The organism is Arthrobacter sp. SPG23, assembly GCF_000876655.1.
In the GTDB taxonomy this organism is placed as follows: domain Bacteria; phylum Actinomycetota; class Actinomycetes; order Actinomycetales; family Micrococcaceae; genus Arthrobacter.
The window spans coordinates 1-24,659 of record NZ_JYCN01000012.1 but is presented as its reverse complement, the minus strand read 5'-3'; the positions used below and the strand labels follow the sequence as shown (position 1 = coordinate 24,659).

Below are 24,659 nucleotides of genomic sequence, written 5' to 3'. Positions count from 1 at the left end.
CTGCTGTTCTGTAGGCTGGCTCTTGTGACTTTTCCAGTAATAGGCGTAGTTGGCGGCGGCCAGCTAGCCCGCATGATGGCCCCCGCCGCAACGGCCCTGGGCTTTGAACTCCGTGTCCTGGTCGAAGGCGAGGACGTTTCGGCGGTTTCCGCCGTGCCGACGTCGCCGGTGGGCGACTACAAGGACCTTGACGCCCTCCTCGAGTTTTCGCGCGGGCTCGACGTCATGACGTTCGATCATGAGCACGTCCCCAACGACCACCTGCGGGCACTGCAGGAGGCCGGCGTCAACGTCCAGCCCGGACCGGATGCCCTGGTCCACGCGCAGGACAAGCTCGTGATGCGCGCAGCCATCGACCGGCTCGAGCTGCCAAACCCCGCCTGGTCAGCTGTTGCCGACGTCGACGCCCTGGTTGCTTTTGGCGAGAAAACCGGATGGCCGGTGGTCCTGAAGACGCCCCGCGGGGGCTACGACGGCAAAGGCGTCCGGATGGTCGGGTCGGCTGAGGAAGCCGCCGACACGGCCGACTGGTTCGCGGCCATGACGCCGCTGCTGGCAGAGGCCAAGGTGGACTTCAGCCGTGAACTGTCGGCGCTGGTCGCCAGGACGCCGGACGGTGAATCCCGGGCATGGCCCGTCGTCCACACCATCCAGGTGGACGGCGTCTGCGACGAAGTGATCGCCCCGGCCCAGGACATTCCGCTGGAGGTGGCCGCTGCCGCCGAGGACGCCGCAATCCGCATCGCCAACGAACTCGGAGTCACCGGCGTTATGGCCGTGGAGCTCTTCGAAACCCCCGGCGTCGGTTCCGGCTTCCTGATCAACGAGCTCGCAATGCGTCCGCACAACACCGGCCACTGGACCCAGGACGGATCGGTGACGAGCCAGTTCGAGCAGCACCTGCGCGCCGTGCTGAACCTCCCGCTCGGCGCCACCGATGCGCTGGGGCCGGTCGTCGTGATGAAGAACTTCCTCGGCGGCGAGAACCAGGAGCTGTTCTCTGCGTATCCGCTGGCCATGGCCAGCGAGCCGGCCGCCAAGATCCACTGCTACGGCAAAGCCGTCAGGCCCGGCAGGAAGATCGGCCACGTCAACCTGGTGGGGGCATCCGCTTCCGACGTCGACTCCGTCCGGCAGCGCGCCACCACCGTCGCCAACATCATCCGGGACGGCCGTGCTCCGGCGCGAACAGCACCGGGGAACTCCGAGGAGACCGTATGAGTACGCCTGCATCGCCGATCCGTCCGGCGGGAACGGACAACGCCGGGCCGATCGTGGGCCTCGTCATGGGCTCCGACTCGGACTGGCCCGTTATGGAAGCCGCAGCAGAGGCCCTCGCCGAGTTCGGCATCCCGTTCGAAGCCGATGTGGTCTCAGCCCACCGGATGCCTACTGAAATGATCCGCTACGGCCAGACGGCGCACGAGCGCGGTCTGCGCGTCATCATCGCCGGAGCCGGCGGCGCCGCGCACCTGCCCGGCATGCTGGCGTCTGTGACGCCCCTGCCGGTCATCGGCGTCCCCGTCCCGCTGAAGACGCTCGACGGCATGGACTCATTGCTGTCCATCGTCCAGATGCCCGCCGGTGTCCCGGTGGCCACAGTGTCGATCGCCGGCGCACGCAACGCCGGCCTGCTCGCCGTCCGCATGCTGGCATCCGGGACGGACGACCTCGCCGTCCGCCTGCGCGACGAGCTGATTGAGTTCGCACAGGAGCTCAACGACGTCGCCACCCGCAAGGGCGCGGCCCTGCGGCACAAGGTCAGCGAAGTGTTCTCCGACGGCAACGTCGTTCTCCGGGGCAGCCGTTAGGAATCAGCAGATGACCACCAGCCACTCCAGCCCCCAGGCGCCGCAACAGGCCCTGACGGACCCGGTCCGCAACCCCGTGAACGCCCCGGCGCCGGTCAGGACGAAACGCGCATTCGTCCTCCTCCTGCTGACCCTGTTCGTCCCGGGCAGCGCCCAGATCGTTGCCGGCGACCGCAAACTGGGCAGGATCGCCCTGAGGGTGACGCTCGCCGTCTGGGGACTGGCGCTCGTGGCACTGGTGCTGCTGCTGGCAAACCGGACGCTCCTGATCGGGATCCTCACGAATTCCGTGGCGTCGCTTCTGATCATCGTCATCCTCATCGCCCTCGCAGTGGGCTGGGCCGCGCTCTTCGTCAACACCCTCAGGCTCATCCGGCCTGTCCTGCTGGCACCCGGAATGAGGCCTGTCGTCGGGGTTGCCCTGGTCCTGGCAATGGTGCTCAGCACCGGAACGCTTGGCTACGCCGCGTACGTGCTGAATGTGAGCCGGAACGCGATCGGCAGCATCTTCTCCGCGGGTCCCGCCATCGACCCCGTGGAGGGCCGCTACAACTTCCTGATGATGGGCGGTGACGCGGGAGACGACCGAACGGGCCGGCGACCGGACAGCCTCTCCGTCCTCAGCGTCGACGCCAAGACCGGCCAGACCGCCATCATCTCGGTGCCCCGCAACCTGCAGAACGCGCAGTTCAGCGAGGGCTCCCCCATGCGGCAGATCTACCCGGACGGTTACGACTGCGGCAACGAGTGCCTCATCAACGCGATCAACACCGAGGTGACGAACGAGCACACGGACCTCTATCCCGGGGTGGCCGATCCCGGCGCGCAGGCAACCCTGGAGGCCGTCTCGGGCACGCTCGGCATCACCGTGCAGGCGTATGTCCTGGTGGATATGGACGGCTTTGCCAAGCTCATCGACGCCATGGGCGGCATCAAGATCAAGGCCGGCGGCTGGGTGCCGCTGAGCGGCGACATGGTGGACGAAGCCAACGGAATCCACGGGATGCCCACCGGCTGGATCGCGGCGGGCGACCAGCACCTGGATGGCTACCACGCCCTCTGGTACGGACGCTCCCGCGAATTCGTTGATGACTACGCCCGCATCCAGCGCCAGCAGTGCGTCCAGCAGGCCATGCTCAAGCAGTTGGACCCTGCAACGCTGCTCTCGAAGTTCGAGGACATCGCCAACGCGGGCACCAAGGTGGTTGACTCCAACATCTCCGCGAGCCAGCTCGGCAGCTTCGTGGACCTGGCAATGAAGGCCAAGGGCAAGGAGGTCAGCCGGCTGACTATCGGGCCGCCGGACTTCGACGCCTCCTTCTCCACCGTGCCGGACTTCGACCAGATCCACGACAGGGTCGACCGGCTCCTTGCCGCACAGTCGGCCGGGGCAGCGCCGGATCCTGCCGGGGAGGACAGCATCGTGCAGGCCGGTGCGGCCGCCGGCCCGCTCATGGCAGCCGCACCGGCGGCACCCCTGACCCAGCCTGCGCCGTCGCCGTCGGACTTCACACCGGTGACCACCACCCCCGACGGCGAGCCCATCACGGAAGAGATGCTCAACCAGTTCAAGCGTGAGGGCAACGAGCAGGCGATCCGGGACCTCGTGGCCACGAACGGCCAGTGCCGCCCGCTCTAGGCTCCCCCGGCCCCACCGCCCGACGCCGGCGACGGCGTCGGCATGCATTCGACCGTCAGCACGCATCGACGAATCTGCGGCAGCCGCGCTGCTGCAATGAGAAAAGGACACCTGGCTGTGTACGAAATTGAGAACGTCCTCCGGCCCTATGCCTGGGGCTCCACCACGGCCATTGCGGGCCTGCTGGGCCGGCAGGCCTCGGGCGGCCCGGAAGCGGAGCTGTGGGTGGGCGCCCACCCCGACTCGCCGTCGGTGGCGCTAGCGGCCGACGGCGGTCCGCTGGGTTTGGATGCGCTCATCAGTTCCGACCCCGGCCGTCATCTGGGCAATGCCAGCGTGGCGGAGTTCGGGCCCCGGCTGCCGTTCCTCCTCAAGGTCCTGGCCGCGGAGAGCCCGCTGTCCCTTCAGGTACACCCGACGCTGGAACAGGCCCGGGCGGGCTTTGCCCGCGAAGAGGCTGCCGGCGTCGACCGTTCCGCCGCGGAACGGAACTACAAGGATGACAACCACAAGCCGGAGATGATCTTCGCCCTGACGCCGTTCGAGGCGCTCTGCGGTTTCCGCCCCGCCGCGTCCTCGCGCGCCCTCTTTGACCACTTGGTGGCGTCCATGCGCGGGATGTCCCTCGAAGTTCCCCAGGTGTTCCTGGACGTCGTGCAGGATCTCTCCGAGCCGGAGGAGCACGACGCACTGAAAGCGGCGTTCACCAGGCTCATCGGCGGAGGCCATGCTGTTTCGCATGCTGTGCGCGAGCTGGTGGCGGCGCTCAAGGCCGGGCTTCCGATGAACCCCTACCAGACCGAACTGTCCACGGCGGTCAGCCTGCACGGACACTATCCCGGGGATCCCGGGGTCCTCATCTCGCTGCTGCTGAACAGGATTTCGCTGGCTCCGGGAGAGGCGGTCTACCTGCCGGCAGGGAACGTCCACGCATACCTGCACGGTCTCGGCATCGAGGTCATGGCGTCCTCCGACAACGTACTCCGGGGCGGGCTGACGCCGAAGTTCGTTGACGTCCCGGAACTGTTGGCCACCGTCGAGTTCGCGTCGGTGGGCGTGCCGATGCTGGCGGCGGAGACGTCCGGGCTGGGCCAGGAACTGTACCGGCCCCCGTTCCGCGAATTCCAGCTGCAGCGGATCGAACTGGAGCCCGGCGGTGCCCCCGTCCCGCTGGCTCAGTCCGGCGCCGCAGTAATCATCGTGGTGTCCGGCTCCGTGCTGCTGGACTCCCCCAAGGGCGACCTCCACCTGGACCGTGGCGCGAGCGCGTTCCTCCCGGCCGCGGAGGCGCCCGTCAACGTGCACCCGGCAGCCGGCTCAGCCGGGACCGCCGTCGCCTTCGCCGTGACCACTGCGCTGGGGGCCTGAGCTGATGGAGTATTTCCTGCAGACCCCCCAGTGGGCAGACTTCCAGCGTTCCCTTGGCCGCACGGTGCACGAACAGTCGGGACCGGGCTGGAGCTTCCTCGCCGTCGAGGAGAAGAACCCGGCGGGCAAGGTCCTCTATGCCCCGTACGGCCCCGTGGCGGAGTCCCTGGAAGCGTTCGACGCCGCCCTGGCGGCGCTCGTGGCGCTGGCCCGGACGTGCCACGCCGCGTTTGTCCGGATCGAGCCGGTCACGGCCGGATTCGACACGCCCGAGTCCGGCAGGGTGCTGCGGAGCCGCGGCCTGCGGCCGGCACCCGTCAACCAGCAGCCGGAACTGAGCTGGATCGTGGACCTGGACCGGGACTTCAAGGACGTGCTGGCCGCCATGAAACCCGTGAACAGGAACCTCTACCGGAACATCCATAAGAAGGACGTCACGTTCCGGTCGTCGCAGGACCCCGAAGAAATCCGCGTGCTCTTGAATTTCCTCCACATGACGGCCAAAAGGAGCGGGTTCAAGCCGCAGAGCGATGAGTACCTCAGCCAGGTGGCCCGGTCCCTCATGCCTGCGGGCGCGGCCACGCTGTTCATCGCCGAACGCCACGGCGGCCCCATCGCCGCGGCCCTGGCGTACGACTCCGCCGACACCCGCACCTACGCCCACGCCGCCCTGGACGACTCGCACCGGAAGCTCAGCGCCGGCATCCCGCTGCTGGTGACCCTCATGGCGGATGCCAAGGAAAAGGGCCTGAAGCACGTTGACCTCTGGGGCGTGGCACCCGAGGACCAGCCGAACCACAAGTGGGCCGGCTTCACGGCCTTCAAGAAGTCGTTCGGCGGGCGCGAAATCGCCTACCCGGGCACCTGGGACCTTCCCGTGAAGAAGCTCCGCTATGGCGCCTACCAGATCGCCAGGAAGGCCCGCGAAAAGCTCCGCGCGCTCCGCAACTGAGTCGGTTCTCTCCTCCCCCGTGCCTTCCACCCAGCGCGAACGGGCCCAGCGGCACGGCAGCAAGCCTCCGGGCGTATACGGACCTGGACGACAAATCGGTCCTGACGCATGAATCGGGCGCGCGGATCTGGGGGTTTGGCCTTCCGCCCTGGATGCAGGAGGACTGGCGGATCCATGTGGCCAGGGACCGTGAGGGCAGCAAGCCCCGCCGCCAGAACGTGGTGGGCCATCGCCTGACGTTCAAGGACGGCGAAGTTGTGGTGCACGACGGCGTTCGGGTCACCGCGCCGGCAAGGACGTGGCTTGACCTTGCCGCTTTACTGTCGGTCGACGAACTGATCGCAGCGGGCGATTCCTCGGATGGCGGGAAGTCCGCGTCTTCACAGAGGATCTCGAGGGAGACAGCCCGTTCGTGATCGAAAAGGTCAAGGCCGTGATGAGGTTCCGTGACCAGCCCCAACGAGCAGCACGAACGGGCACTTGGGGCCTTTTATCGCCATGACTAAGGGGCCGCAAGTGTCCGTTCGCGCTGAATGAAGCGGGGTGAAGCGGGTGAGCTAGCTCTTGCGGGCGTAGCCTTCCCACTTGCTGGCCTGGTGCTCGCCGTCCACGAAGCGGATGGTGCCGGACTTGGACCGCATGACGATCGACTGGGTCAGGACCTTGTCCTTGGAGTAGCGCACACCCTTGAGCAGGTCGCCGTCGGTGATGCCGGTGGCTGCGAAGTAGCAGTTGTCGCTGGAGACGAGGTCGTTCGTGGAAAGCACACGCTCGAGGTCGTGCCCGGCGTCGATGGCCTTCTGCTTCTCGTCATCGCTGGTGGGCCAGAGGCGGCCCTGGATAACGCCGCCGAGGGACTTGATGGCGCACGCGGCGACGATGCCTTCCGGCGTACCGCCGATGCCCATGAGCGCGTCAACTCCGGTACCGGAGCGCGCCGCAGCGATGGCTCCGGCGACGTCGCCGTCCATGATGAACTTCGTCCGGGCACCGGCCTCGCGGATTTCCTCCACGAGGGGACGGTGGCGGTCCCGGTCCAGGATCATGACGTTGAGCTGGTTGACCTTGACACCCTTCGCCTTGGCGATTAAATGCAGGTTCTGCTTGACCGGAAGTCGCAAGTCGACCATGTCCGCAGCTTCCGGGCCCGTCACGAGCTTCTCCATGTAGAACACGGCGGAGGGATCGAACATGGAGCCGCGTTCGGCGACGGCGAGGACGGCGAGGGCGTTGTTGATTCCCAGTGCGGTCAGGCGGGTTCCGTCGATGGGGTCGACGGCGACATCGCACTCGGGGCCGGTGCCGTCACCGACGTGCTCGCCGTTGAAAAGCATCGGAGCTTCGTCCTTCTCGCCTTCACCGATGACCACAACGCCGTTGAAGTGGACGGTCTGCAGGAAGGAGCGCATGGCGTCGACTGCTGCGCCGTCAGCCTTGTTCTTGTCGCCGAAGCCAACCCAGTGGCCGCCGGCAATGGCCGCGGCTTCGGTGACGCGGACAAGTTCAAGGGCAAGGTTGCGGTCCGGTTCGTCAATGCCTACGGCAAGCGACGGCGAAATCGTGGAGTACTGCTGGGTCATAGGCGCTGGTGACACGTGAACCTCTTCTTCGAGTGGCGATCATTGAACCCGTACGGCCGGTATGAGTCCGTCACGGTGATTCCTCTGCTATTGATCATAGTCGCGGCAGCATCCGCAGGTCATGGGATGACCAGCCCGTGAAACATGGCGTTTCCTCACCGGCTGAACAGCATGAATGTGAGAACGGCATTCACATGCGCGACTATAGAAGCGTGAGCGAAACGCAGGACAAGTCCACCCCCAACAACCTGACGGCCGGCACGGGCTCCCCCAAGGGCTCCGAGTCGGCCCCTGACGCACCGGTGGTTAAGCCCGTTATCCGCGCCGCTGCGGCAAAAAGGGCCAACGCCTCGGTCATCGGGATGATCATCGCGCTGCTCGTCAGTGTTGCCGCGTTTCTTCCCATCGTCTTGATGAACCCCTCCCCGAAGTCTGAAGGTTACCGCCCGAACGTGGACGTCGGCGCCATAGCCCAAAACGCAGCCGGTGTGGCGGGATTCACACCTGTGGCTCCCCGGACCGGCGACACATTCAGTCCGAATTACGCCCGCTGGGAGTCCGGGACCGGCACGGGCGTGCCAACATGGGAGGTCGGATACCTCACGCCGAAGGAGTCATTCATCGGTTTGGTCCAGACCGCCCGGGCGAACCCCACGTGGCTGCTGCAGCAGACCAAGAATGCCCCGGTCACCGGAAGCCGCAATGCCGGCGGCCTCGACTGGGAACTCCGCGACACGGGTAAGGGCGAGAAGAGCATGGTCCTCAGCCACAAGGGCACCACCGTCGTCCTCACCGGCACAGCCCAACTTGACGAGTTCGCCGTCCTGGCAGACGCCGTCGTGAAGTCCTTGGAGAGTAACCCGGCCGCTACGGTTTCACCCTCGGCCACATCTTCGCCGTAAAGTGGCTCCGTGGCTACTTACCTGACTCCTGCACTGGCTTGGCGGCGACTGCGCGAAGGAAACGAACGCTTTGTCGCCGGAGAATCCTCCCACCCCAACCAGGACGCATCACGTCGTTCCTCGCTGGTGGAGAACCAGCACCCGTTCGCGGTGATCTTCGGCTGCTCGGATTCACGCCTCGCCGCTGAAATCATCTTCGACCTTGGCCTGGGCGACGCGTTTGTTGTCCGCACAGCCGGCCAGGTCATCGACGACGCCGTCCTGGGGTCGCTGGAGTACAGCATCGGCGTTCTGGGCGTGCCGCTGATCGTGATCCTCGGCCATGACAGTTGCGGCGCAGTCAGCGCCACGAAGGACGCCGTTGAAACGGGCCAGATGCCCATGGGATTCATCCGCGACCTCGTGGAGCGGATCACGCCGTCAGTACTGACCTCGCTGCGCAACAACGAAACTGAGGTCAACGACATGGTGGTGGAGCACGTGAAGCAGACCTCACACCGGCTCGTGGACAGCTCCCGTGTGATTTCGGACGCAATCGAAACCGGACGCGCAGCCGTGATCGGCCTCTCCTACAGCCTCAAGGAGGGCCGCGCCGACCTCGTTTCGGGAATCGGCGAGCTCTAGATCCCCGGCATCCGGGCGGCCCGCGCGGTCCGACGCATGCGGTTCACGGTTTTCGATGGAGCCGCCAACCGCCCTAAGCTAGCCCCATGACTTCCACTGAAGAATTCCGCATTGAACATGACACGATGGGCGAAGTCCGCGTCCCCGTGAACGCCCTGTACCGTGCCCAGACGCAGCGTGCAGTTGAGAACTTCCCCATCTCCGGCAAAACCCTGGAACGTGCACACATCGAGGCCCTCGCCCGGGTCAAGAAGGCTGCCGCCCAGGCCAACGCAGAACTTGGAGTGCTCGACGGCGAGCTGGCCAAGGCGATCGCGGACGCCGCCGATGAGGTAGCCACCGGAAAGTACGACGGCGACTTCCCGATCGACGTTTTCCAGACCGGCTCCGGCACCTCCTCCAACATGAACACCAACGAGGTCATCGCGGAGCTCGCCTCCCGCGCCCTCAAGGCCGCCGGTAGCGACAAGGTTGTCCACCCGAACGACCACGTCAACGCCTCGCAGTCCTCCAACGACGTCTTCCCCACGTCCGTCCACGTGGCGGCGACGTCTGCGCTCATCAACGACCTCATCCCGGCCCTCGGCTACCTGGCCGACTCGCTTGACCGTAAATCCGTCGAGTTCAAGGACGTCGTCAAGTCCGGCCGCACGCACCTCATGGATGCCACCCCGGTGACCCTGGGCCAGGAGTTCGGCGGCTACGCCGCACAGGTCCGCTACGGCATCGAGCGCATCAACGCTTCGCTCCCCCGCGTGGCCGAAGTTCCCCTCGGCGGCACCGCTGTGGGCACCGGCATCAACACGCCGGCAGGCTTCCCGGAGCGCGTCATCGAACTGCTCGCCACGGACACGGGCCTGCCGCTGACCGAAGCACGCGACCACTTCGAGGCCCAGGCCAACCGGGACGGCCTGATCGAAGCCTCCAGCCAGCTGCGCAACATCGCGATCTCCTTCATGAAGATCAACAACGACCTCCGCTGGATGGGCTCCGGCCCCAACACCGGCCTCGGCGAAATCGCCATCCCGGACCTGCAGCCCGGCTCCTCGATCATGCCGGGCAAGGTCAACCCGGTCATCTGCGAGGCGTCCATCATGGTCTGCGCGCAGGTCATCGGCAACGACACGGCCATTGCCTGGTCCGGCACCAACGGTGCGTTCGAACTGAACGTCGGCATCCCTGTCATGGCCGCCAACCTGCTCGAGTCCGTCCGCCTGCTGGCCAACACCAGCCGCGTCATGGCCGACAAGATGATCGACGGCATCACCGCCAACGTTGAGCGTGCACGTTTCCTCGCCGAGGCCTCGCCCTCCATCGTCACGCCGCTGAACAAGTACATCGGCTACGAGAACGCCGCCAAGATCGCCAAGAAGGCCGTCGCCGAGGGCCTCACCATCCGCGAGACCGTGGTCGCCATGGGCTTCCTGGAGCGCGGCGAACTGACCGAAGAGCAGCTGGACACCGCGCTGGACGTCATGTCCATGACGCGCCCGCCGCACAAGGCATAAGTCCCCACCGCCTCCCTTACGCGCGACGGCGGCCGCCCACCTTCCCAGCGAAGGCGGGCGGCCGCCGTCGTCGTTAAGGCAGTTGTGGCCGAGGCGGCGGGGGCGCAAGTGTCCGTTCGCGCTGTGGTGCGGGGCCGCAAGTGTCCGTTCGCGCCAAAATTGCACTAATTTGAAACTGGTGCAAAACTTCACTTTGTGAATAATAGTGCAATAAGCGACGGCGGCCTGCGCGAACGCAAGCGGGCCGCGACGCGGAGTTCCATCAGCGCCATCGCGCGGTCGCTGACGGCGGAGCGGGGCCTCAACGGCTACACCGTGGAGGAAGTGTGTGACCGGGCGGGCATTTCCCGCCGGACGTTCTTCAACTACTTTCCATCCAAAGAAGATGCAATCCTCGGCCACGTGGACGATGAACTGCCCGAAGAACTCTTTGCCGACTTCATCCGCGGCGGCGCAGCCTCACCGCCCGGCGACATCTCCGCCACTCTCCTCCAGGACCTCGTGGACCTGTCCCTGAAGATGTCCGAACGCATGAGTTCCTCGGACGAGGAGACCCGCCAGCTGATCGGCGTCATCAAGAAAGAGCCCCAGCTGATGCTCAAGATCATCGGCGCCACCGAGGAACGCGAAGCCCACTTTGCCCGGGTCCTCGCAGCCCGTGAACGCGTGGCCCCGGACCACCCCGTGGTTCGGATGGCCGTTGTTGCCATGGGCAGCATTGCCCGGCACTCCAGCATGGCCTACTTCTCCGAAGGCAACTCCCGGTCCTACCAGGACCTGCTGATGGAAAACATCACATCTGCGCGCCTGCTCTTCTCACAGCCGCTTCAAGTCCCTGTACCCTCTTCCGCCGAAGGACGCCCATGAGCACCGCCGTCACCCCCAAGCCGGCAGCCGTGCCGCTGCTGCTCACCCAGAAACGCATCTGGATCATCTTTTCCGCCCTCATCGCCGGCATGCTGCTCTCCAGCCTGGACCAGACCATCGTCTCCACCGCCATGCCCACCATCGTGGGGAAGCTCGGCGGCGTGGAGCACCAGGCCTGGATCACCACCGCCTACCTGCTGGCCACCACCATCGTGATGCCCATCTACGGCAAGTTCGGCGACGTCCTCGGACGCCGCAACCTGTTCCTCGTGGCCATCGCACTGTTCACGCTCGCCTCGGTGGGCTGCGCGTTCGCCACCGATTTCTGGGGCTTCGTGGTGTTCCGCGCCATCCAGGGCCTGGGCGGCGGCGGGCTGATGATCCTCTCCCAGGCCATCATCGCCGACATCGTGCCCGCCAAGGACCGCGGCAAGTACATGGGCCCGCTGGGTGCCATCTTCGGCCTCTCCGCCGTCGCAGGCCCGCTGCTGGGCGGCTACTTCGTGGACCACCTCACCTGGGAATGGGCCTTCTACATCAACATTCCCATCGGCATTGCGGCCTTCACCATCGCCTGGTTCACGCTGACCCTGCCGAACAAAAAGGCCGAGAAGCGGATCGACATCCTCGGTGTCCTGCTTCTCTCCGCGGCCACCACCTGCCTGATCTTCTTCACCGACTTCGGCGGCAAGAAGGACGAAGGCTGGGATTCACCGCTTACCTGGGCGTTCGGCGCCGGCCTGGTTGTCGCCGCTGCCGCGTTCGTCATGGTGGAACGCCGGGCCGAGGACCCCATCATCCCGCTGGGCCTGTTCAGGAACCGGATCTTCGTGAATTCCACGGCCATCGGCTTCACCCTGGGGCTGGGCATGTTCGCCGCCATCGCTTTCGTCCCCACGTTCCTACAGATGTCCTCCGGCACCTCCGCCGCCGAATCCGGGCTGCTGATGCTTCCGATGATGGCGGGCCTCATGGGCATGGCCATCTATTCCGGCATCCGGATCTCCAAGACCGGGAAGTACAAGATGTTCCCCATCATGGGCGCCGCGCTCACCATGGGCGCCATGCTCTGGCTAACCACATTGACGGCAGACACCCCCATCTGGGTCATCTGCGTCCAGCTGTTCGTGCTCGGCGCCGGCCTGGGCTCCATCATGCAGGTGATCGTCCTGGTGGTGCAGAACTCCGTACCCGCCGAGCAGATCGGCACGGCCACCAGCACCAACAACTACTTCCGCGAAGTGGGCGCTTCCCTGGGCGTTGCCGTGTTCGGCTCCATCTTCACCTCACGGCTGGCAGAGGCCCTGACCAATGCCTTCACCGGCGCCGGGGCCTCAGCCGACCAGGCAGCCCAGTCCACCCAGACCCTCGACCCGCAGGCCCTGAGCCGGCTCCCGGAACAACTACGGGACGCCATTGTGAACGCCTATGCCGACTCTCTGGCGCCGGTGTTCTGGTACCTGCTGCCGTTCCTGGGCATCGCGCTGATCCTCGCGCTGACGCTGAAGCAGATCCCGCTCTCCGACACCGCCGGAATGGTGGCCCGGGGCGAGGCTGTGGGCGGCGAAGAGGCGGAACGGCTGGAGGCCAAGCGCCAGTCCGCATCCGCCTAGCAGGCCGCTAGGGTTCGTAGTGGACAGCGTCCTCCGGCAGTAGCGCCCGTCGGATGCACTCGCGGTCCCCGGGCCGGAGGTCCGGAAGCCCGTCCAGCGGAAACCAGTCCACGGCCAGCGATTCGTCGTCGTTCACGCGCGCTTCGCCGGAGACGTGGCGGCAGCGGAACACAATGTCGAGGAAGTCGCAGACATCACCGTTGGGGAAGGTCACCGGCCCCACGACGCCGACTGAAACCATGCGTTCCGTTTCCGCCACGACCGCTGTCTCCTCGAAGATCTCCCGCACGAGTCCCGGGGCCGGATGCTCTCCGGGCTCCAGCATCCCGGAGATCAGCGCCCACCTGCCGTTGTCGGAGCGCTGGCCCAGCAGGACGTGGCCGTCGTCGTTGAATACCACCCCGCGTACCGCGGGAATCCACAACGGATCATGGCCGATTTTTTCGCGGAGCTTGAGGATGAAGTCGGGTGCTGCCATGCCTTCAGCCTAATCGCAGCAACGCTGGCCGAAGGCCGTGCACACTGTCAAGCGCACGCCTCAGCCCGCAGGCAGGAGCAGCATGGCCGCGGCAGTACCTGCCAGCATGAAGGGGCCGAACGGGATGTCCGATTTGAGGGTGCCGCGGCGGGCAGCCAGCAGGCCCAGGCTCCAGAGGCCGCCCAGGAGGAAGGCGGCGAAGGTCCCGGCGAACACGTGGCCCCAGCCGAGGTAGCCGAGGTACAGTCCCAGCACGCCGGCAAGTTTCACGTCGCCGAATCCCATCCCCGGGGGGTAAACCATGCGCAGGATGAAGTAGAAGAGCCACAGCACCGCTCCCCCGGCCAGGATGCGGACCCCCGGGAGTCCGAAGAGCCGCGCGGCGCCGTCGGGCACTGCCTCTGCGTCTGCGCCGGCCATCAGGACGGTGGCAACCGCCGCCAGCAGGAGCAATCCGCCCACCGCATAGGACGGAAACACAATCCTGTTGGGCAGCAGGTGGTGCCTGACATCGATGACGGTGAGCCGCACCGCCATCACGCCAAAGTAGGCGCAGGCCGCAAGGACCAGCCAGAAAGCCAGAGGGGTGGATTCCCAAAGTTCGCCCAGTCGTTGGATCACCCTCGGATGCTACTGGATTTTCCCGCTCCGCCGCTGAGCCCGCGCGTAAACTGTGGATATGTCGACATGGGACGCCAGGCGCCAGGGGGAAGCCGGTCAGCAGAGCAAGCCGGCGGACCTGGCCATGACGTTCCGCAACCTGTGCCGGTCATCGCCCTGGAAGTGGCAGAGCCTCCGTTTCGAGTATGTGGACCGCTCCGCGGCGGACCTCCCGAATCTGGACCCCGGAAGCCTGGACGCCCAAAACCCGGACCCCGACAACACGGTGCGTGCGTGGCTGCGCCGGCCCGGCGCCCTCCGCCTGGAGTCCGCGGACGGCGTGGTGCTGCACAGCACCACGGGCATCAATGACTCCAAAGACGGCTTCTATGTCAGCTCCACCAGGAAGTCGTGGCTCCTGCCTCCGCAGCTGGTCACCCCGGTGTACGACGACGGCGGACTGGTCCGGCGCCGCCCGGAGGCCGCGTACGGCGAACCCTGCTTCGGTAACGGCCGCTTTGCCGCCGCGCTGGATCCTGTGGAGCTTGCCGGCAACTCCCCCGTGCCGATCGAGTTCCCCAACCTCAATGCCCTGGAACTCGGCCCCGTCTCCTCCGTGGACCATCAGGGCCGGCCCGCCCTGGAGGCGGTGGTGATTCCCAATGCGGCCTACCGCCCTTCGGACCCCGGAGCGCCGCTGTGCCGGCCGGGACGGAACCTGATGAGGATCGACGTAGGCACCGGAGTCTGCGTCTCTAGCCGGTCGCTGGAGAACGATTCGCCGGGTTTTGGCCACTGGATCCGGATCCTGGCCGTGGACGAGTACATGCTCGATGACCTGTTCCTGGCCGAATCCATGAACCTGACCGACGTCCGCCGCCACATCACCTGGGACATCACCCGGGGCGCGTGACTGGCTGCGCGCCGGTGCCACCGCTAAGCTTCCCGGATGACTGAGCCCGCCTCCTACTGGCCCCCGTTCGCCCTCGTGCTGACCACGCCCCGCCTCTCCCTCCGGCCCATCCGCGACGAGGAGATTCCGGCTGCGGTGCAGGCGGCAGCCTCGGGCGTCAGCGAACCGGGCCGCAGCCCCTTCAGCACCCCGTGGAATGAGTTCTCCGCCGAGGACCTCGGACCGAACATGGCGCAGTGGTACTGGCGCTGCCGCGGGAACATGTCGCCGCAGGAGTGGACCCTCCTGCTCGGCATCTGGCACGACGGCGAGTTCATCGGTTGCCAGGACATCGGGGCCAAGGATTTCGCGACGCTCAGGACGGTTTCCACCGGCTCCTGGCTCAGGAAGTCGGCACAGGGCCGCGGCTTGGGCAAGGAGATGCGGGCCGCCGTTGTCTGCTATGCCTTCGATCACCTGAAAGCGGATGTCGCGGAGTCAGAGGCCGCCGCCTGGAACGAGAAGTCCCTGGGCGTCTCCCGTTCCCTCGGCTACGAGCTGAACGGCGTCACACGGGCGTCCTGGGGCGGCACAATGCAGGAAGTCCAAAAGGTCCGCGTCACCCCAACAACGTTCAAACGCCCCGACTGGACGCTGAAAGTGCAAGGCCACGAACCCACGGCCAAGTTCCTGGGACTGTAACGGCTGAGTGCCTGAGGCGACTGGCCCACTCGCCCGGTCGCGGTCCTTCGCGTAGGAGCGCATCGCGGCGCATCGGACCCCGGAGGTCGCCCAGCGACCGAAGCGGGTCCCTATGCGCCGTGTCTAAGCGACGGCGAAGGGCCGTGGCCGGGCGAACCCGCCCACGACCCTTCAGTAGTACAGAGGCCTAGATTTCCGCCCCCTCGAGCAGCTCGGTGACCAGGGCCGCGATCGGCGAGCGCTCGGAGCGGGTGAGGGTGATGTGCCCGAAGAGCGGGTGTCCCTTGAGGGTTTCCACCACGGCGGCCACGCCGTCGTGCCGGCCGACCCGCAGGTTGTCGCGCTGGGCGACGTCGTGGGTCAGGACGATCTTCGAGTTCTGGCCGATCCGGCTCATCACTGTGAGGAGGACGTTCTTTTCCAGGGACTGGGCCTCGTCGACGATCACGAACGCGTCATGGAGCGAGCGGCCGCGGATGTGGGTCAGCGGCATGACTTCCAGCATGCCGCGGTCCATGACTTCCTCGACGACTTCCTGGCTGACGAGGGCCCCGAGAGTGTCAAAGACGGCCTGCGCCCAGGGGTTCATTTTCTCCGACTCGGATCCGGGCAGGTAGCCGAGCTCCTGGCCGCCCACCGCGTAGAGGGGACGGAAGACGATCACCTTGCGGTGTTCGCGGCGTTCCAGCACGGCTTCGAGGCCCGCACACAGTGCCAGTGCCGACTTTCCGGTGCCGGCCCGGCCGCCGATCGATACGATGCCCACGGAGGGATCCATCAGCATGTCGATGGCCAGCCGCTGTTCCGCGGAACGGCCGTGCAGTCCGAAGACGTCACGGTCGCCTTTCACCAGCCGGACCTGTTTGTCCGCGCCCACCCGGCCCAGGGCCGAACCACGGTTCGAGAGCAGCACCAGTCCGGTGTTGACGGGCATCTCTGCCGCGGCCGGGATGAAAACGGGTTCGTGGCCGTAGAGTGTGGAGACGTCCTCCTCGCTGGCTTCAACCTCCGCCATCCCGGTCCAGCCGGAGTCCTTCACCAGTTCGTTGCGGTACTCGTCGGCGAGCAGTCCCATGGCTGAGGCCTTGACGCGCATTGGCAGGTCCTTGGACACCACCGTGACGTTGCGGCCCTCGTTGGCAAGGCTCTTCGCGACGGCGAGGATGCGGCTGTCGTTGTCCCCTCCGCGGAATCCCGCGGGGAGCACCTCGGGGGAAATGTGGTTCATCTCCACCATGAGGGTGCCGCCGTCGTCGCCCAGCGGGATCGGCCGGTCGAGGCCGCCGTGCTGGACCCGGAGGTCGTCCAGGAGCCGCAGAGCCTTGCGGGCGAAGTATCCCAGCTCGGGGTCGTGCCTCTTGCCTTCAAGCTCGGTGATGACCACGATCGGCACAATGACTTCGTGCTCCGCGAACCGCAGCAGGGCGCGGGGGTCTGAGAGCAACACCGAGGTGTCGATGACGAAGCTCCACACGGTGTCGTCAGTCGCGGCGCTTTCGCCGGATACAGCAAGACCGGCCGCAGCGTCATAATTCGCTGCACCGGTCTGTGAGGTTGCTCGCTTGGCGCGAGAGGTAGCTTTCTCTCCCTGGTCGGAAATGACGTCGGGCAGTTGTTCAGAAATAGCCACATCGACTCCAGCCCCGGGGCGCACGCCCGGATATTTTATAGGTGAGGCGGATCGGCCACGAGGCCGGTTCCGGCCTCCCATACATCCGGTGCGAAAATACGCTCCATGTACTGGCCTCCCCGATTAGCCGGCAGTGTGCCTGCTAATGAACTCAACGTAATTCCCCGCGGGTTTGTTTCCCAAACTATTTCCCGGCGATTCTTGTTGCGATCACGTGAACTCCGTGTGAACCGCCCGCGGGGGGATGCCCCGGGCACCGGATGTCAGGGGCCAGGCGTCAGGAGCCGAAGCGCCGCTGCCGGCCCGCATAGTCGCGCAGCGCCCGCAGGAAGTCCACTTTGCGGAAGGCGGGCCAGAGGGCCTCGCAGAAGTAGAACTCGCTGTAAGCGCTCTGCCACATCAGGAACCCGGACAGCCGCTGCTCCCCGGACGTGCGGATCACCAGGTCCGGGTCCGGCTGGCCCCGGGTGTAAAGGAAGCGCGAGATGTCGTCGACGGTGAGTTCATCCGCGAGCTTGCCGATGTCCTTGCCCCGGGCCACAGCGTCATGAAGGAGTTCCCGGACTGCGTCCACGATTTCGCGGCGTCCTCCGTAGCCCACAGCGACGTTGACGTGGAGTTTTTCATGGGCCGGCGTCCGGGCCGTGAGCTTGTTGAGCCGTTCGGCCAGATAGTCGGGCAGCAATTCCGGGGCGCCCATGGCGTGCACCGAGATGTCTGCGTCCTCGTCCAGTCGGTCAAGCGTGTTGGCAATGATCCCCATCAGCAGGTCCAGCTCTTCGCCGGAGCGGCTCATGTTGTCCGTGGAGAGCATGTAGAGCGTGACTACTTTGATGCCAAGTTCCTGGCACCAGCCGAGGAACTCATGGATTTTGTCTGCGCCGGCCTGGTGCCCCTGGCTGGTGGGGGCGTTGAACTGCTTGGCCCAGCGGCGGTTGCCGTCCACCATCACGCCGATGTGTTTGGGGATGCGGTCCTTGTCCAGCGAGCGCAGGAGCTTGCGTTCATAGAAGCCATAGAGGATCCCGGGCAACTCCATCCGGAGACTCACCTGACTTCCTTGATGTATGACGGCAGTGCATTCCTAGGCTACCCGCCCGCAACGGCGGCACGGTGCACGAGGCCTTCGCAATTCCGCCTCCACATTGTTACTCATGAGTAACTTACTGAAACGTAGTTTATTCTTGAGCCATGGAACGCAACACTCCCCACCCCGGCGCGGGAGCAGGCCGCGGCCGGAAATCAGGCCCGATGGACGACGCGGCAGTCCGCATCGCAGAGCTTCTGATGATCAAGCCAAAATGGCGGGGCTGGATCCACACCGTCACCGCCCCCCTGGCGTTCGCTGCCGGGCTCGCCCTGGTCCTGTTGGCCCCCACCACAGACCTGAAAATCGCGTCAGCCGTCTACGCCGTCACCGGAGTGCTGCTGTTCGGTGTCAGCGCCGTGTACCACCGCGGGAACTGGTCGCCGGGCGTCAAGATCGTGCTGAAGCGGCTCGACCACACCAACATCATGCTGGTGATCGCAGGCAGCTACACGCCGCTGGCGTGGGCCCTGCTGGAACGGCCCAAGGCCGTAGTACTGCTGTGGGTCATCTGGTCCGGCGCCATCCTGGGCGTGCTGTTCCGGCTGCTCTGGACCCATGCGCCCCGCTGGCTTTACGTTCCCATCTACATTGCGCTGGGCTGCGGAGCACTGTTCTACCTGCCGGACTTTTTCGCAGCCAACATCGCCTCCGCGGTCCTGATTTGCGTGGGCGGCGCCCTGTACATCGCCGGCGCCGTCTTCTACGCGCTCAAGAAGCCGAACTTCAGCTACCAGCACTTTGGCTTCCATGAGCTGTTCCATGCCTTCACCGTGTTCGCTTTCGCCGCACACTTCATCGCCATTGCCATCGCGGTCCTTGGCAGGAGTGCTTAGGGCCTTCCCGCGGCGATGAGGTCCGGGAGTTCCCCCATGTGCCGGAACACCGTGGTGCCCGGGCCCGCCAGCCTCGCCGCCGGTGTGACTCCCCCGCCATAGGCGAAGACGTGCATTCCTGCTGCGCGGGCTGCCTGAACCCCGAAAACACTGTCCTCCACCACGGCACAGCCGGCCGGTTCCGCCCCCAGTGTTCCTGCAGCATGGAGGAACAGGTCCGGCGCGGGCTTGCCACGGGCAACCTCCGATGCGCTAAAGATCCGTCCTTCAAACTGCGGCAGCAGCCCCGTCTGCCCCAGTGTCCGCTGCATCTTGGCGTGCGTGCCGCTGGACGCGACGCAGTGCGGGAGCGGAAGCCGGGCCAATGCGTCCGCGATGCCGTCCACCGCCACCAGGTCCCGTTCGAAGGCCGTGCGGTACCACTGCTGATACTCCTCTTCCCGGTCCGCATCCAGCCGGCTGCCAAGGTGCCGTTCAATCTCGGCCACGAAGTGCGCCTCGGACTTGCCCACGAAGCGTTCCACGATCTCGTCGAGGCCTAGCTCCCAGCCAAGGTCCGCGAGCACACGCTGGTCCACCCTGATGGCAATGGACTCGGAATCGACCAGGACGCCGTCACAGTCAAAAATGACCAATTCAAAGGGGCCAGGGCTCCGGAAACCCCGGGAGGCCGGGTGCGGCACAGGAGTCATCGGGTCATCATAGCCAGTCGGTCCAGCAGTTCAGCCACGGAACCTACCGGCCGTTCGCACACCATCCCGCGGCACAGGTACACCTGCGGTGAGCCGTCCGGCGCCGCCCCCCTGCCCTCCAGCAGGGGCACCGCAGGTGCGGCACCACCGTCCGCCGGGATCCCGGCGTCGGACGCCACAGCAACCACCAGCCCGGGACTGGCGGACAGCATCAGGGCGTGGTGGAGTGCAGCGCGCGCCGCACCGTCAGGTCCGACGACGGCCGCCTCCACCGGTCCTGCCAGCGCAGCCTGTGCCGTGGCCAGGAGCCAGCCGGCTGCCCGGGGCGCGCGGGTTGCCAGGGCAGGCAGCAGCGAAAGTATGTTGCCGGCCATGATCCGGTGGTCGGCGGAACCGGAAAGCGCGGCATAGCCCAGGAGCGCCCCGGCGAACGCTGCCGCACCGCTGGGCGTGGCGTTGTCGAAGGGTTCCAGGCCGGCCCGCTGCCCCTGGGCGTTGAACACCTGGGACGACTCACCGGCTGTGTCCACCAGCGTTCCGTCTACCGCGAACCGCAGGCGGGCGGCCTGCAGGATGTCTTCGGCGAGGCGGTACCACCGCTCACTGCCTGTCACTCCGTAAAGGGTCAGGAGCCCGTCAGCGCAGAAGGCGTAATCTTCGAGCAGGCCGCCTATCCCCCTGGCGCGGCCGGCATGCGACACACGGACCAAGGTGCCGGGTTCCGTCCCCGGGTCCCCGGCGCGCGGAGGCTGCCAGTGGACCCGTTCCAGGTAGGCGGCGGTTTGCTCGGCAGCAGCCACGAGCTCGGGCCGGTCCAGGACCGCACCTGCTTCAGCCAGCGCGGCGACAGCCAGCCCGTTCCAGCCGGCCACCACCTTGTCGTCCCTGGCGGGCTGGGGACGCGCCGAACGCACAGCCAGCAGGCGCGGCCGCACCCGGTCCCACAGGAGCTGTTCGGCGTCGTCGGGCCGCCGCCCCGGATGGAACGGGGAAGCCGCCGAGGTCACGGTGCCCTCTGCACGGACATTCATCAGCCGTGCGACGGCGGGCCCGTCGTCCGGCCCCAGGACGTCCAGCAGCTCGTCGGGAGTCCACAGGTAGCTGGCGCCTTCGAGGTGCTTGCCGTCCACCACAGTGTCCGCGTCCAGCGACGAGGCGAACGCCTCAACCTGCCCTGCCTCCGGACCCCCGCCCGTCCCCTCGTCAGACCCGGCCGCGTGACCGGCCAGGCCGAGCGACGCGATCATCCAGTCCGCCGTGCGGGACGCAACATCCGCGGATTCCCCGGCGCTGTACACAGCATCGCCGCCGAGCCGGACCCAATGCACGTAGGTTCGAAGCAGCTGGGCGTTGTCGTAGAGCATCTTTTCAAAGTGCGGCACGGACCAGTCGCGTGTCACGGAATACCGGGCAAATCCGCCGTCCAGCTGGTCGAACAGCGCGGAGCGGGCCATCGCTGCCAGCGTCCGGGCCGCCATGTCCCTGGCCGCGTCGGCGGTTTCCGACTCAACCGCGGCGTGCCGGAGCAGGAATTCCAGCACGGGCGACGGCGGGAATTTCGGTGCGGTGCCGAATCCGCCGTCGTGCGGGTCCTCGGAGCGGGCTAAAACACGCACTGCCTCGGAGAGCAGACCGGCGTCCAGCGGGTCCGGCGGCCCGGTCAGCTGAACGGCGGCGGCAAGCTGCGTTTCGGCCATCCCCCGGGCCAGCATCCCGGCGTTGCGTTCCACGCCGTCCCGCCGTTCCACCCACGCGTCGCGGACCGCTTCGAGAACCTGGCGGAAGGAGGGCCTGCCGGGCATGGGCCGCGGCGGAAAGTACGTGCCGGCGTGGAAGGCGCGCCCGTCCGGCATCAGGAAGACCGACATCGGCCAGCCACCCTCGCCGCTGATTGCCTGGGTTGCGGCCATGTAGACGGCGTCCACATCCGGACGCTCTTCCCTGTCCACCTTGATGGACACAAAGTTGGCATTCAGGAAGGCCGCAGTTTCCTGGTCTTCGAACGATTCGTGTGCCATCACGTGGCACCAGTGGCAGGCGGCGTAGCCAATGGAGAGGAACACCGGAACGTCCCGCTGCGCGGCGAAACCGAACGCTTCATCACCGAAGGGGCGCCAGTGGACCGGATTGTCCGCGTGCTGCCGCAGGTAGGCAGACGGCTCGCCGGCCAGCGCGTTGGCTGCTCCGGGCCGGACTGCGTCGGCCCCGGCTCCGCCGGTCACGCCGCTGCCGGCCCCGCCGTTAGCGCTGTCCGCGGCCTTCATCACCGTTGTGTTCCGTCCGGAGATCGCTGCCGCCCTGGCGGCCGCCGCGGGTCCCGGGCTGGTGCGTGCCCGAATCCTCGGCGTCCGTTCCGGGAGCTTCAGGCATGTCCTGATTTTCGGCGGCCAGGGCTGCCAGGCGTTCTTCCTCCACCTGGGCCCGGTAGCGGACCCTGCGGATGCGCCGCACCATGTCCACGATCAGCAGCGTGGTGGCCAGCACGAAGAATGCGGTCATGATGAAGCCCCACATGCCCGGAGTCACCTGGTCTTCGGAGAGGCCCGGGCGCAGGGACGGCGTGGGGCTGGGCGCCGGGGTCGTCGCGAGGGCAATGAGCAAGTGATGCACGGTTAAACCTTCTGTGGAGCGTTGTGAGGGCCCTGACTTCTACAGGGCATAGAAATGGGCCTGAACCTATCTTAGCCCGGCGAAGAGATCCTTTTCCGGCAGCTCAACCGGCACCCGCGACTGGATCAGGCTGTAGTCCTCCCAGGGCCACGCGCGGCGCTGCATGTCCGGAGACACTGCGAAGAAGAATCCCAGCGGATCCACCTGGGTACGGTGCGCACGCAGCGCATCGTCCCGGGCTTCAAAGTAGTCCCCGCAGTCAATCTGCGTGGTGGTGGGGTGCGTCGGCGGCGGCGGGGTGTGGCCTTCGGCGTCAGCCTCGAGCCAGGCTGCCAGCCGCTCGGCGTAGGGCGACTGCAGGCCCGCCTCTTCGAGGGCGAAGTGGAGAGCGCGGAACCGGTCAGGGCTGAACGCGCGGTCGTAGTACAGCTTGCCGGGTGCCCAGGGTTCGCCGACACCCTGGTACCGTTCCGGATCGCCGGCGGCTTCGAAGGCCTCGACGGCCACGCGGTGGGCCATGATGTGGTCCGGGTGCGGATAGCCGCCGTTTTCGTCATAGCTTACGATCACGTGCGGCTTGAAGTCGCGCACCAGCCTGACCAGCGGAGCAGCTGCCACCTCCAGCGGCTGGAGGGCGAAGGATCCCGGCGGGAGCGGCGGCAGGGGGTCGCCTTCAGGAAGTCCGGAGTCGACGAAGCCAAGCCAGCGCTGGCGGATTCCCAGCACCTTGGCAGCATTGTCCATTTCGAGGCGGCGGGCACCGGCCATGTCGCGTTTGGGGTGCGGCTCGTGTTCCATGGCGGGGTTCTGGATATCGCCCCGGGACCCGTCCGTGCAGGTGGCCACCATGACGTCAACACCGGCCGCCGCGTACATCGCCATGGTGGCCGCACCCTTGCTCGACTCGTCGTCAGGGTGAGCGTGGACGGCCAGCAGGCGGAGCGGTTTTGACTGGCTTGCAGACGCTGTCATCTGAAACGGCTCACTTTCTTCGAATTTTGGGAGTGCGGGTTCACGGCAGCCGGGACGCGGAATTATCCCGTTCGGATCCACACTAAACTGGAACGGTGACTTCCGAGGATCAGCCGGCCACTTCGGCGCCGGCAACTACCACCCTAGCCAATCGATACGGGGGCCAAAAGCGTGCCCTCTCCGGCAAGGCCAAGCGCACCATCGGAATCGCAGCGCTGGCTGCAGGGATCGGCTTCATGGCATGGATCTCCACCTCCCTGAACAGTGAGACCGTATCGTTCAAGGACATCGGGTACAGCACCACGGACGCCACCCAGGCGGAGATCGATTTCCAGGTCACCAAGGAGCCCGGGACCAGCGTCAAATGCGCAGTCAAGGCGCTGGATGCCAAGTTTGCGGTGGTCGGCTGGAAAGTGGTGGATATCGGCCCGAACCCGGCGGACGCCACCGCTGACGGCGGACGCACCACGGTGCACCGCGCGGTGGTGCGCACGGAGTCATTGTCAGTTTCAGGCGTGGTGGACAGCTGCTGGATCCCTGACGGGAACAAATAGCAGACCGCAGTCCCGCCGGCGCTTTCTGCCGTGGCCTGTGACCCACGCCGCAGGCCTTCTTTGGTTTGTCCAGCGCATTGACTACAATGGATCAATACCTTCTACCCCGCTGAGCTGGTTGCTGAGTTCCATGAGTGGCCACCGTGGCGGGGTTTTACTTGTTTGGCCCCAAACTTGTTTGACCACGAAAAAGGAGAAGTCCGTGTCTACCACCAACAGCGCAACTGCAGCTTGGCTTACCCAGGAAGCTTTTGACCGCCTGAAGGCAGAGCTGGACCACCTCTCCGGCGCCGGCCGGGCGGAAATCGTCCAGAAGATCGAAGCTGCCCGCCAGGAAGGCGACCTCAAGGAAAACGGCGGTTACCACGCCGCCAAGGAGGAGCAGGGCAAGATCGAGGCCCGCATCCGCCAGCTCACCGTTTTGCTCCGCGACGCCCACGTGGGCGAGTCCCCGGCCGATGACGGAATCGTGGAGCCCGGAATGATCGTTGTCGCCAGGATCGCCGGCGACGAGGAGACCTTCCTGCTCGGGTCCCGCGAAATCGCGGGCGATTCGGACCTTGACGTCTTCAGCGAGAAGTCCCCCCTGGGCTCTGCGATCGTTGGCCACAAGGAGGGCGACAAGCTCAGCTACACCGCCCCGAACGGCAAGGACATCACGGTGGAGATCCTCTCCGCCAAGCCGTACGCAGGCTAGGAGCGCAGCTCCGGAACCACGGCAAAGCCTTAACGCACGACGCGC

At 66.3% G+C, this 24,659-nt stretch carries 25 protein-coding genes; 16 read left to right on the top strand and 9 right to left on the bottom strand.

Going from position 1 to position 24,659, the window contains the following annotated elements; all coding sequences use genetic code 11:
- Positions 1-72: 72 nt before the first annotated feature.
- From TV39_RS05560 to TV39_RS21335, 6 genes are all read left to right on the top strand, one after another.
- Complete coding sequence (locus TV39_RS05560; RefSeq protein WP_043479460.1) at positions 73-1,221, top strand: 5-(carboxyamino)imidazole ribonucleotide synthase; 1,149 nt, start codon at positions 73-75, stop codon at positions 1,219-1,221.
- The gene (gene purE, locus TV39_RS05555) at positions 1,218-1,811 is read left to right on the top strand and encodes a 5-(carboxyamino)imidazole ribonucleotide mutase (protein ID WP_043479458.1); all 594 of its coding nucleotides are present in this window, start codon (positions 1,218-1,220) and stop codon (positions 1,809-1,811) included. The genes TV39_RS05560 and purE overlap by 4 nt, the downstream gene beginning before the upstream one ends.
- A gap of 10 nt (positions 1,812-1,821) precedes the next feature.
- Positions 1,822-3,450, top strand: a complete 1,629-nt coding sequence (locus TV39_RS05550) for an LCP family protein (protein ID WP_043479455.1) — start codon at positions 1,822-1,824, stop codon at positions 3,448-3,450.
- A 117-nt stretch (positions 3,451-3,567) separates the two neighbouring features.
- Positions 3,568-4,818, top strand: a complete 1,251-nt coding sequence (gene manA / locus TV39_RS05545) for a mannose-6-phosphate isomerase, class I (protein WP_043479453.1) — start codon at positions 3,568-3,570, stop codon at positions 4,816-4,818.
- 4 nt (positions 4,819-4,822) lie between these two features.
- Complete coding sequence (locus TV39_RS05540; protein WP_043479451.1) at positions 4,823-5,770, top strand: lipid II:glycine glycyltransferase FemX; 948 nt, start codon at positions 4,823-4,825, stop codon at positions 5,768-5,770.
- A 152-nt stretch (positions 5,771-5,922) separates the two neighbouring features.
- A complete protein-coding gene (locus tag TV39_RS21335; RefSeq protein ID WP_052500501.1) occupies positions 5,923-6,186 on the top strand; it encodes a hypothetical protein in 264 nt (87 codons plus the stop codon).
- 141 nt (positions 6,187-6,327) lie between these two features.
- On the opposite strand, the gene glpX is transcribed toward TV39_RS21335, so the two are convergent.
- On the bottom strand, positions 6,328-7,350 hold the full coding sequence (gene glpX / locus TV39_RS05530) for a class II fructose-bisphosphatase (RefSeq protein ID WP_175417425.1): 1,023 nt from the start codon (positions 7,348-7,350) through the stop codon (positions 6,328-6,330).
- A gap of 194 nt (positions 7,351-7,544) precedes the next feature.
- Between glpX and TV39_RS05525 the strand changes: the two genes are divergently transcribed.
- From TV39_RS05525 to TV39_RS05505, 5 genes are all read left to right on the top strand, one after another.
- A complete protein-coding gene (locus tag TV39_RS05525; protein ID WP_043479449.1) occupies positions 7,545-8,252 on the top strand; it encodes a DUF4245 domain-containing protein in 708 nt (235 codons plus the stop codon).
- A gap of 9 nt (positions 8,253-8,261) precedes the next feature.
- Entirely contained in the window at positions 8,262-8,876 is a 615-nt protein-coding gene (locus TV39_RS05520) for a carbonic anhydrase (protein WP_043479447.1), read from the top strand.
- Between the two features lie 86 nt (positions 8,877-8,962).
- On the top strand, positions 8,963-10,384 hold the full coding sequence (locus TV39_RS05515; protein WP_043479445.1) for a class II fumarate hydratase: 1,422 nt from the start codon (positions 8,963-8,965) through the stop codon (positions 10,382-10,384).
- Between the two features lie 195 nt (positions 10,385-10,579).
- Positions 10,580-11,251: a TetR/AcrR family transcriptional regulator gene (locus TV39_RS05510; RefSeq protein ID WP_043479443.1), complete on the top strand. Its 672-nt coding sequence runs from the start codon at positions 10,580-10,582 to the stop codon at positions 11,249-11,251.
- Positions 11,248-12,864 carry an MDR family MFS transporter gene (locus TV39_RS05505; protein WP_043479442.1) on the top strand — a complete coding sequence of 539 codons (1,617 nt, stop codon included), beginning with the start codon at positions 11,248-11,250 and terminating at the stop codon, positions 12,862-12,864. Before TV39_RS05510 ends, TV39_RS05505 begins: the two co-directional genes overlap by 4 nt.
- 7 nt (positions 12,865-12,871) lie before the next feature.
- Here TV39_RS05505 and TV39_RS05500 read toward each other — a convergent pair whose 3' ends face one another.
- Positions 12,872-13,342, bottom strand: coding sequence for an NUDIX hydrolase (locus TV39_RS05500; RefSeq protein WP_043479440.1), 471 nt, complete (start codon positions 13,340-13,342; stop codon positions 12,872-12,874).
- Between the two features lie 60 nt (positions 13,343-13,402).
- The gene (locus TV39_RS05495; RefSeq protein ID WP_043479438.1) at positions 13,403-13,963 is read right to left on the bottom strand and encodes a prepilin peptidase; all 561 of its coding nucleotides are present in this window, start codon (positions 13,961-13,963) and stop codon (positions 13,403-13,405) included.
- 58 nt (positions 13,964-14,021) lie between these two features.
- Here TV39_RS05495 and TV39_RS05490 point away from each other — a divergent pair, with 58 nt between their 5' ends.
- Together TV39_RS05490 and TV39_RS05485 are read left to right on the top strand one after the other, a co-directional pair.
- Positions 14,022-14,855, top strand: coding sequence for a hypothetical protein (locus TV39_RS05490; protein ID WP_043479436.1), 834 nt, complete (start codon positions 14,022-14,024; stop codon positions 14,853-14,855).
- A 36-nt stretch (positions 14,856-14,891) separates the two neighbouring features.
- Entirely contained in the window at positions 14,892-15,536 is a 645-nt protein-coding gene (locus TV39_RS05485) for a GNAT family N-acetyltransferase (RefSeq protein WP_043479434.1), read from the top strand.
- Between the two features lie 187 nt (positions 15,537-15,723).
- Here TV39_RS05485 and TV39_RS05480 read toward each other — a convergent pair whose 3' ends face one another.
- Positions 15,724-17,166, bottom strand: a complete 1,443-nt coding sequence (locus tag TV39_RS05480; RefSeq protein WP_043479433.1) for a PhoH family protein — start codon at positions 17,164-17,166, stop codon at positions 15,724-15,726.
- 277 nt (positions 17,167-17,443) lie between these two features.
- The gene (locus tag TV39_RS05475; protein WP_043479431.1) at positions 17,444-18,205 is read right to left on the bottom strand and encodes an isoprenyl transferase; all 762 of its coding nucleotides are present in this window, start codon (positions 18,203-18,205) and stop codon (positions 17,444-17,446) included.
- 212 nt (positions 18,206-18,417) lie between these two features.
- On the opposite strand from TV39_RS05475, the gene trhA reads away from it, so the two are divergent.
- Positions 18,418-19,089 (top strand): PAQR family membrane homeostasis protein TrhA, encoded by a 672-nt coding sequence (gene trhA / locus TV39_RS05470; protein ID WP_200890963.1) that lies wholly within the window; start codon positions 18,418-18,420, stop codon positions 19,087-19,089.
- Here the strand turns inward: trhA and TV39_RS05465 are convergent.
- From TV39_RS05465 to mca, 4 genes are all read right to left on the bottom strand, one after another.
- A complete protein-coding gene (locus TV39_RS05465) occupies positions 19,086-19,781 on the bottom strand; it encodes an HAD family hydrolase (protein WP_043479429.1) in 696 nt (231 codons plus the stop codon). The genes trhA and TV39_RS05465 overlap by 4 nt on opposite strands.
- On the bottom strand, positions 19,778-22,045 hold the full coding sequence (locus TV39_RS05460) for a thioredoxin domain-containing protein (protein WP_082049525.1): 2,268 nt from the start codon (positions 22,043-22,045) through the stop codon (positions 19,778-19,780). Before TV39_RS05460 ends, TV39_RS05465 begins: the two co-directional genes overlap by 4 nt.
- The gene (locus TV39_RS05455; RefSeq protein WP_043479427.1) at positions 22,023-22,391 is read right to left on the bottom strand and encodes a hypothetical protein; all 369 of its coding nucleotides are present in this window, start codon (positions 22,389-22,391) and stop codon (positions 22,023-22,025) included. The genes TV39_RS05460 and TV39_RS05455 overlap by 23 nt, the downstream gene beginning before the upstream one ends.
- A gap of 66 nt (positions 22,392-22,457) precedes the next feature.
- The gene (mca, locus tag TV39_RS05450; protein WP_043479425.1) at positions 22,458-23,363 is read right to left on the bottom strand and encodes a mycothiol conjugate amidase Mca; all 906 of its coding nucleotides are present in this window, start codon (positions 23,361-23,363) and stop codon (positions 22,458-22,460) included.
- 95 nt (positions 23,364-23,458) lie between these two features.
- On the opposite strand from mca, the gene TV39_RS05445 reads away from it, so the two are divergent.
- Positions 23,459-23,917, top strand: a complete 459-nt coding sequence (locus TV39_RS05445; protein WP_043479423.1) for a DUF4307 domain-containing protein — start codon at positions 23,459-23,461, stop codon at positions 23,915-23,917.
- 202 nt (positions 23,918-24,119) lie between these two features.
- Entirely contained in the window at positions 24,120-24,614 is a 495-nt protein-coding gene (gene greA, locus TV39_RS05440) for a transcription elongation factor GreA (RefSeq protein WP_011691028.1), read from the top strand.
- The last annotated feature ends 45 nt before the right edge of the window (positions 24,615-24,659 follow it).

What these genes read in the sequence shown, in the direction of transcription:
- TV39_RS05560 (WP_043479460.1), top strand. Translation starts at nt 73, where the DNA reads ATGATGGCCCCCGCCGCAACGGCCCTGGGCTTTGAACTCCGTGTCCTG.
- purE (WP_043479458.1), top strand. Translation starts at nt 1,218, where the DNA reads ATGAGTACGCCTGCATCGCCGATCCGTCCGGCGGGAACGGACAACGCC.
- TV39_RS05550 (WP_043479455.1), top strand. Translation starts at nt 1,822, where the DNA reads ATGACCACCAGCCACTCCAGCCCCCAGGCGCCGCAACAGGCCCTGACG.
- TV39_RS05540 (WP_043479451.1), top strand. Translation starts at nt 4,823, where the DNA reads ATGGAGTATTTCCTGCAGACCCCCCAGTGGGCAGACTTCCAGCGTTCC.
- TV39_RS21335 (WP_052500501.1), top strand. Translation starts at nt 5,923, where the DNA reads ATGCAGGAGGACTGGCGGATCCATGTGGCCAGGGACCGTGAGGGCAGC.
- glpX (WP_175417425.1), bottom strand. Translation starts at nt 7,350, where the DNA reads ATGACCCAGCAGTACTCCACGATTTCGCCGTCGCTTGCCGTAGGCATT.
- TV39_RS05525 (WP_043479449.1), top strand. Translation starts at nt 7,545, where the DNA reads ATGCGCGACTATAGAAGCGTGAGCGAAACGCAGGACAAGTCCACCCCC.
- TV39_RS05515 (WP_043479445.1), top strand. Translation starts at nt 8,963, where the DNA reads ATGACTTCCACTGAAGAATTCCGCATTGAACATGACACGATGGGCGAA.
- TV39_RS05505 (WP_043479442.1), top strand. Translation starts at nt 11,248, where the DNA reads ATGAGCACCGCCGTCACCCCCAAGCCGGCAGCCGTGCCGCTGCTGCTC.
- TV39_RS05500 (WP_043479440.1), bottom strand. Translation starts at nt 13,342, where the DNA reads ATGGCAGCACCCGACTTCATCCTCAAGCTCCGCGAAAAAATCGGCCAT.
- TV39_RS05490 (WP_043479436.1), top strand. Translation starts at nt 14,022, where the DNA reads ATGTCGACATGGGACGCCAGGCGCCAGGGGGAAGCCGGTCAGCAGAGC.
- TV39_RS05485 (WP_043479434.1), top strand. Translation starts at nt 14,892, where the DNA reads ATGACTGAGCCCGCCTCCTACTGGCCCCCGTTCGCCCTCGTGCTGACC.
- TV39_RS05475 (WP_043479431.1), bottom strand. Translation starts at nt 18,205, where the DNA reads ATGGAGTTGCCCGGGATCCTCTATGGCTTCTATGAACGCAAGCTCCTG.
- trhA (WP_200890963.1), top strand. Translation starts at nt 18,418, where the DNA reads ATGGACGACGCGGCAGTCCGCATCGCAGAGCTTCTGATGATCAAGCCA.
- TV39_RS05465 (WP_043479429.1), bottom strand. Translation starts at nt 19,781, where the DNA reads ATGACTCCTGTGCCGCACCCGGCCTCCCGGGGTTTCCGGAGCCCTGGC.
- TV39_RS05460 (WP_082049525.1), bottom strand. Translation starts at nt 22,045, where the DNA reads ATGAAGGCCGCGGACAGCGCTAACGGCGGGGCCGGCAGCGGCGTGACC.
- mca (WP_043479425.1), bottom strand. Translation starts at nt 23,363, where the DNA reads ATGACAGCGTCTGCAAGCCAGTCAAAACCGCTCCGCCTGCTGGCCGTC.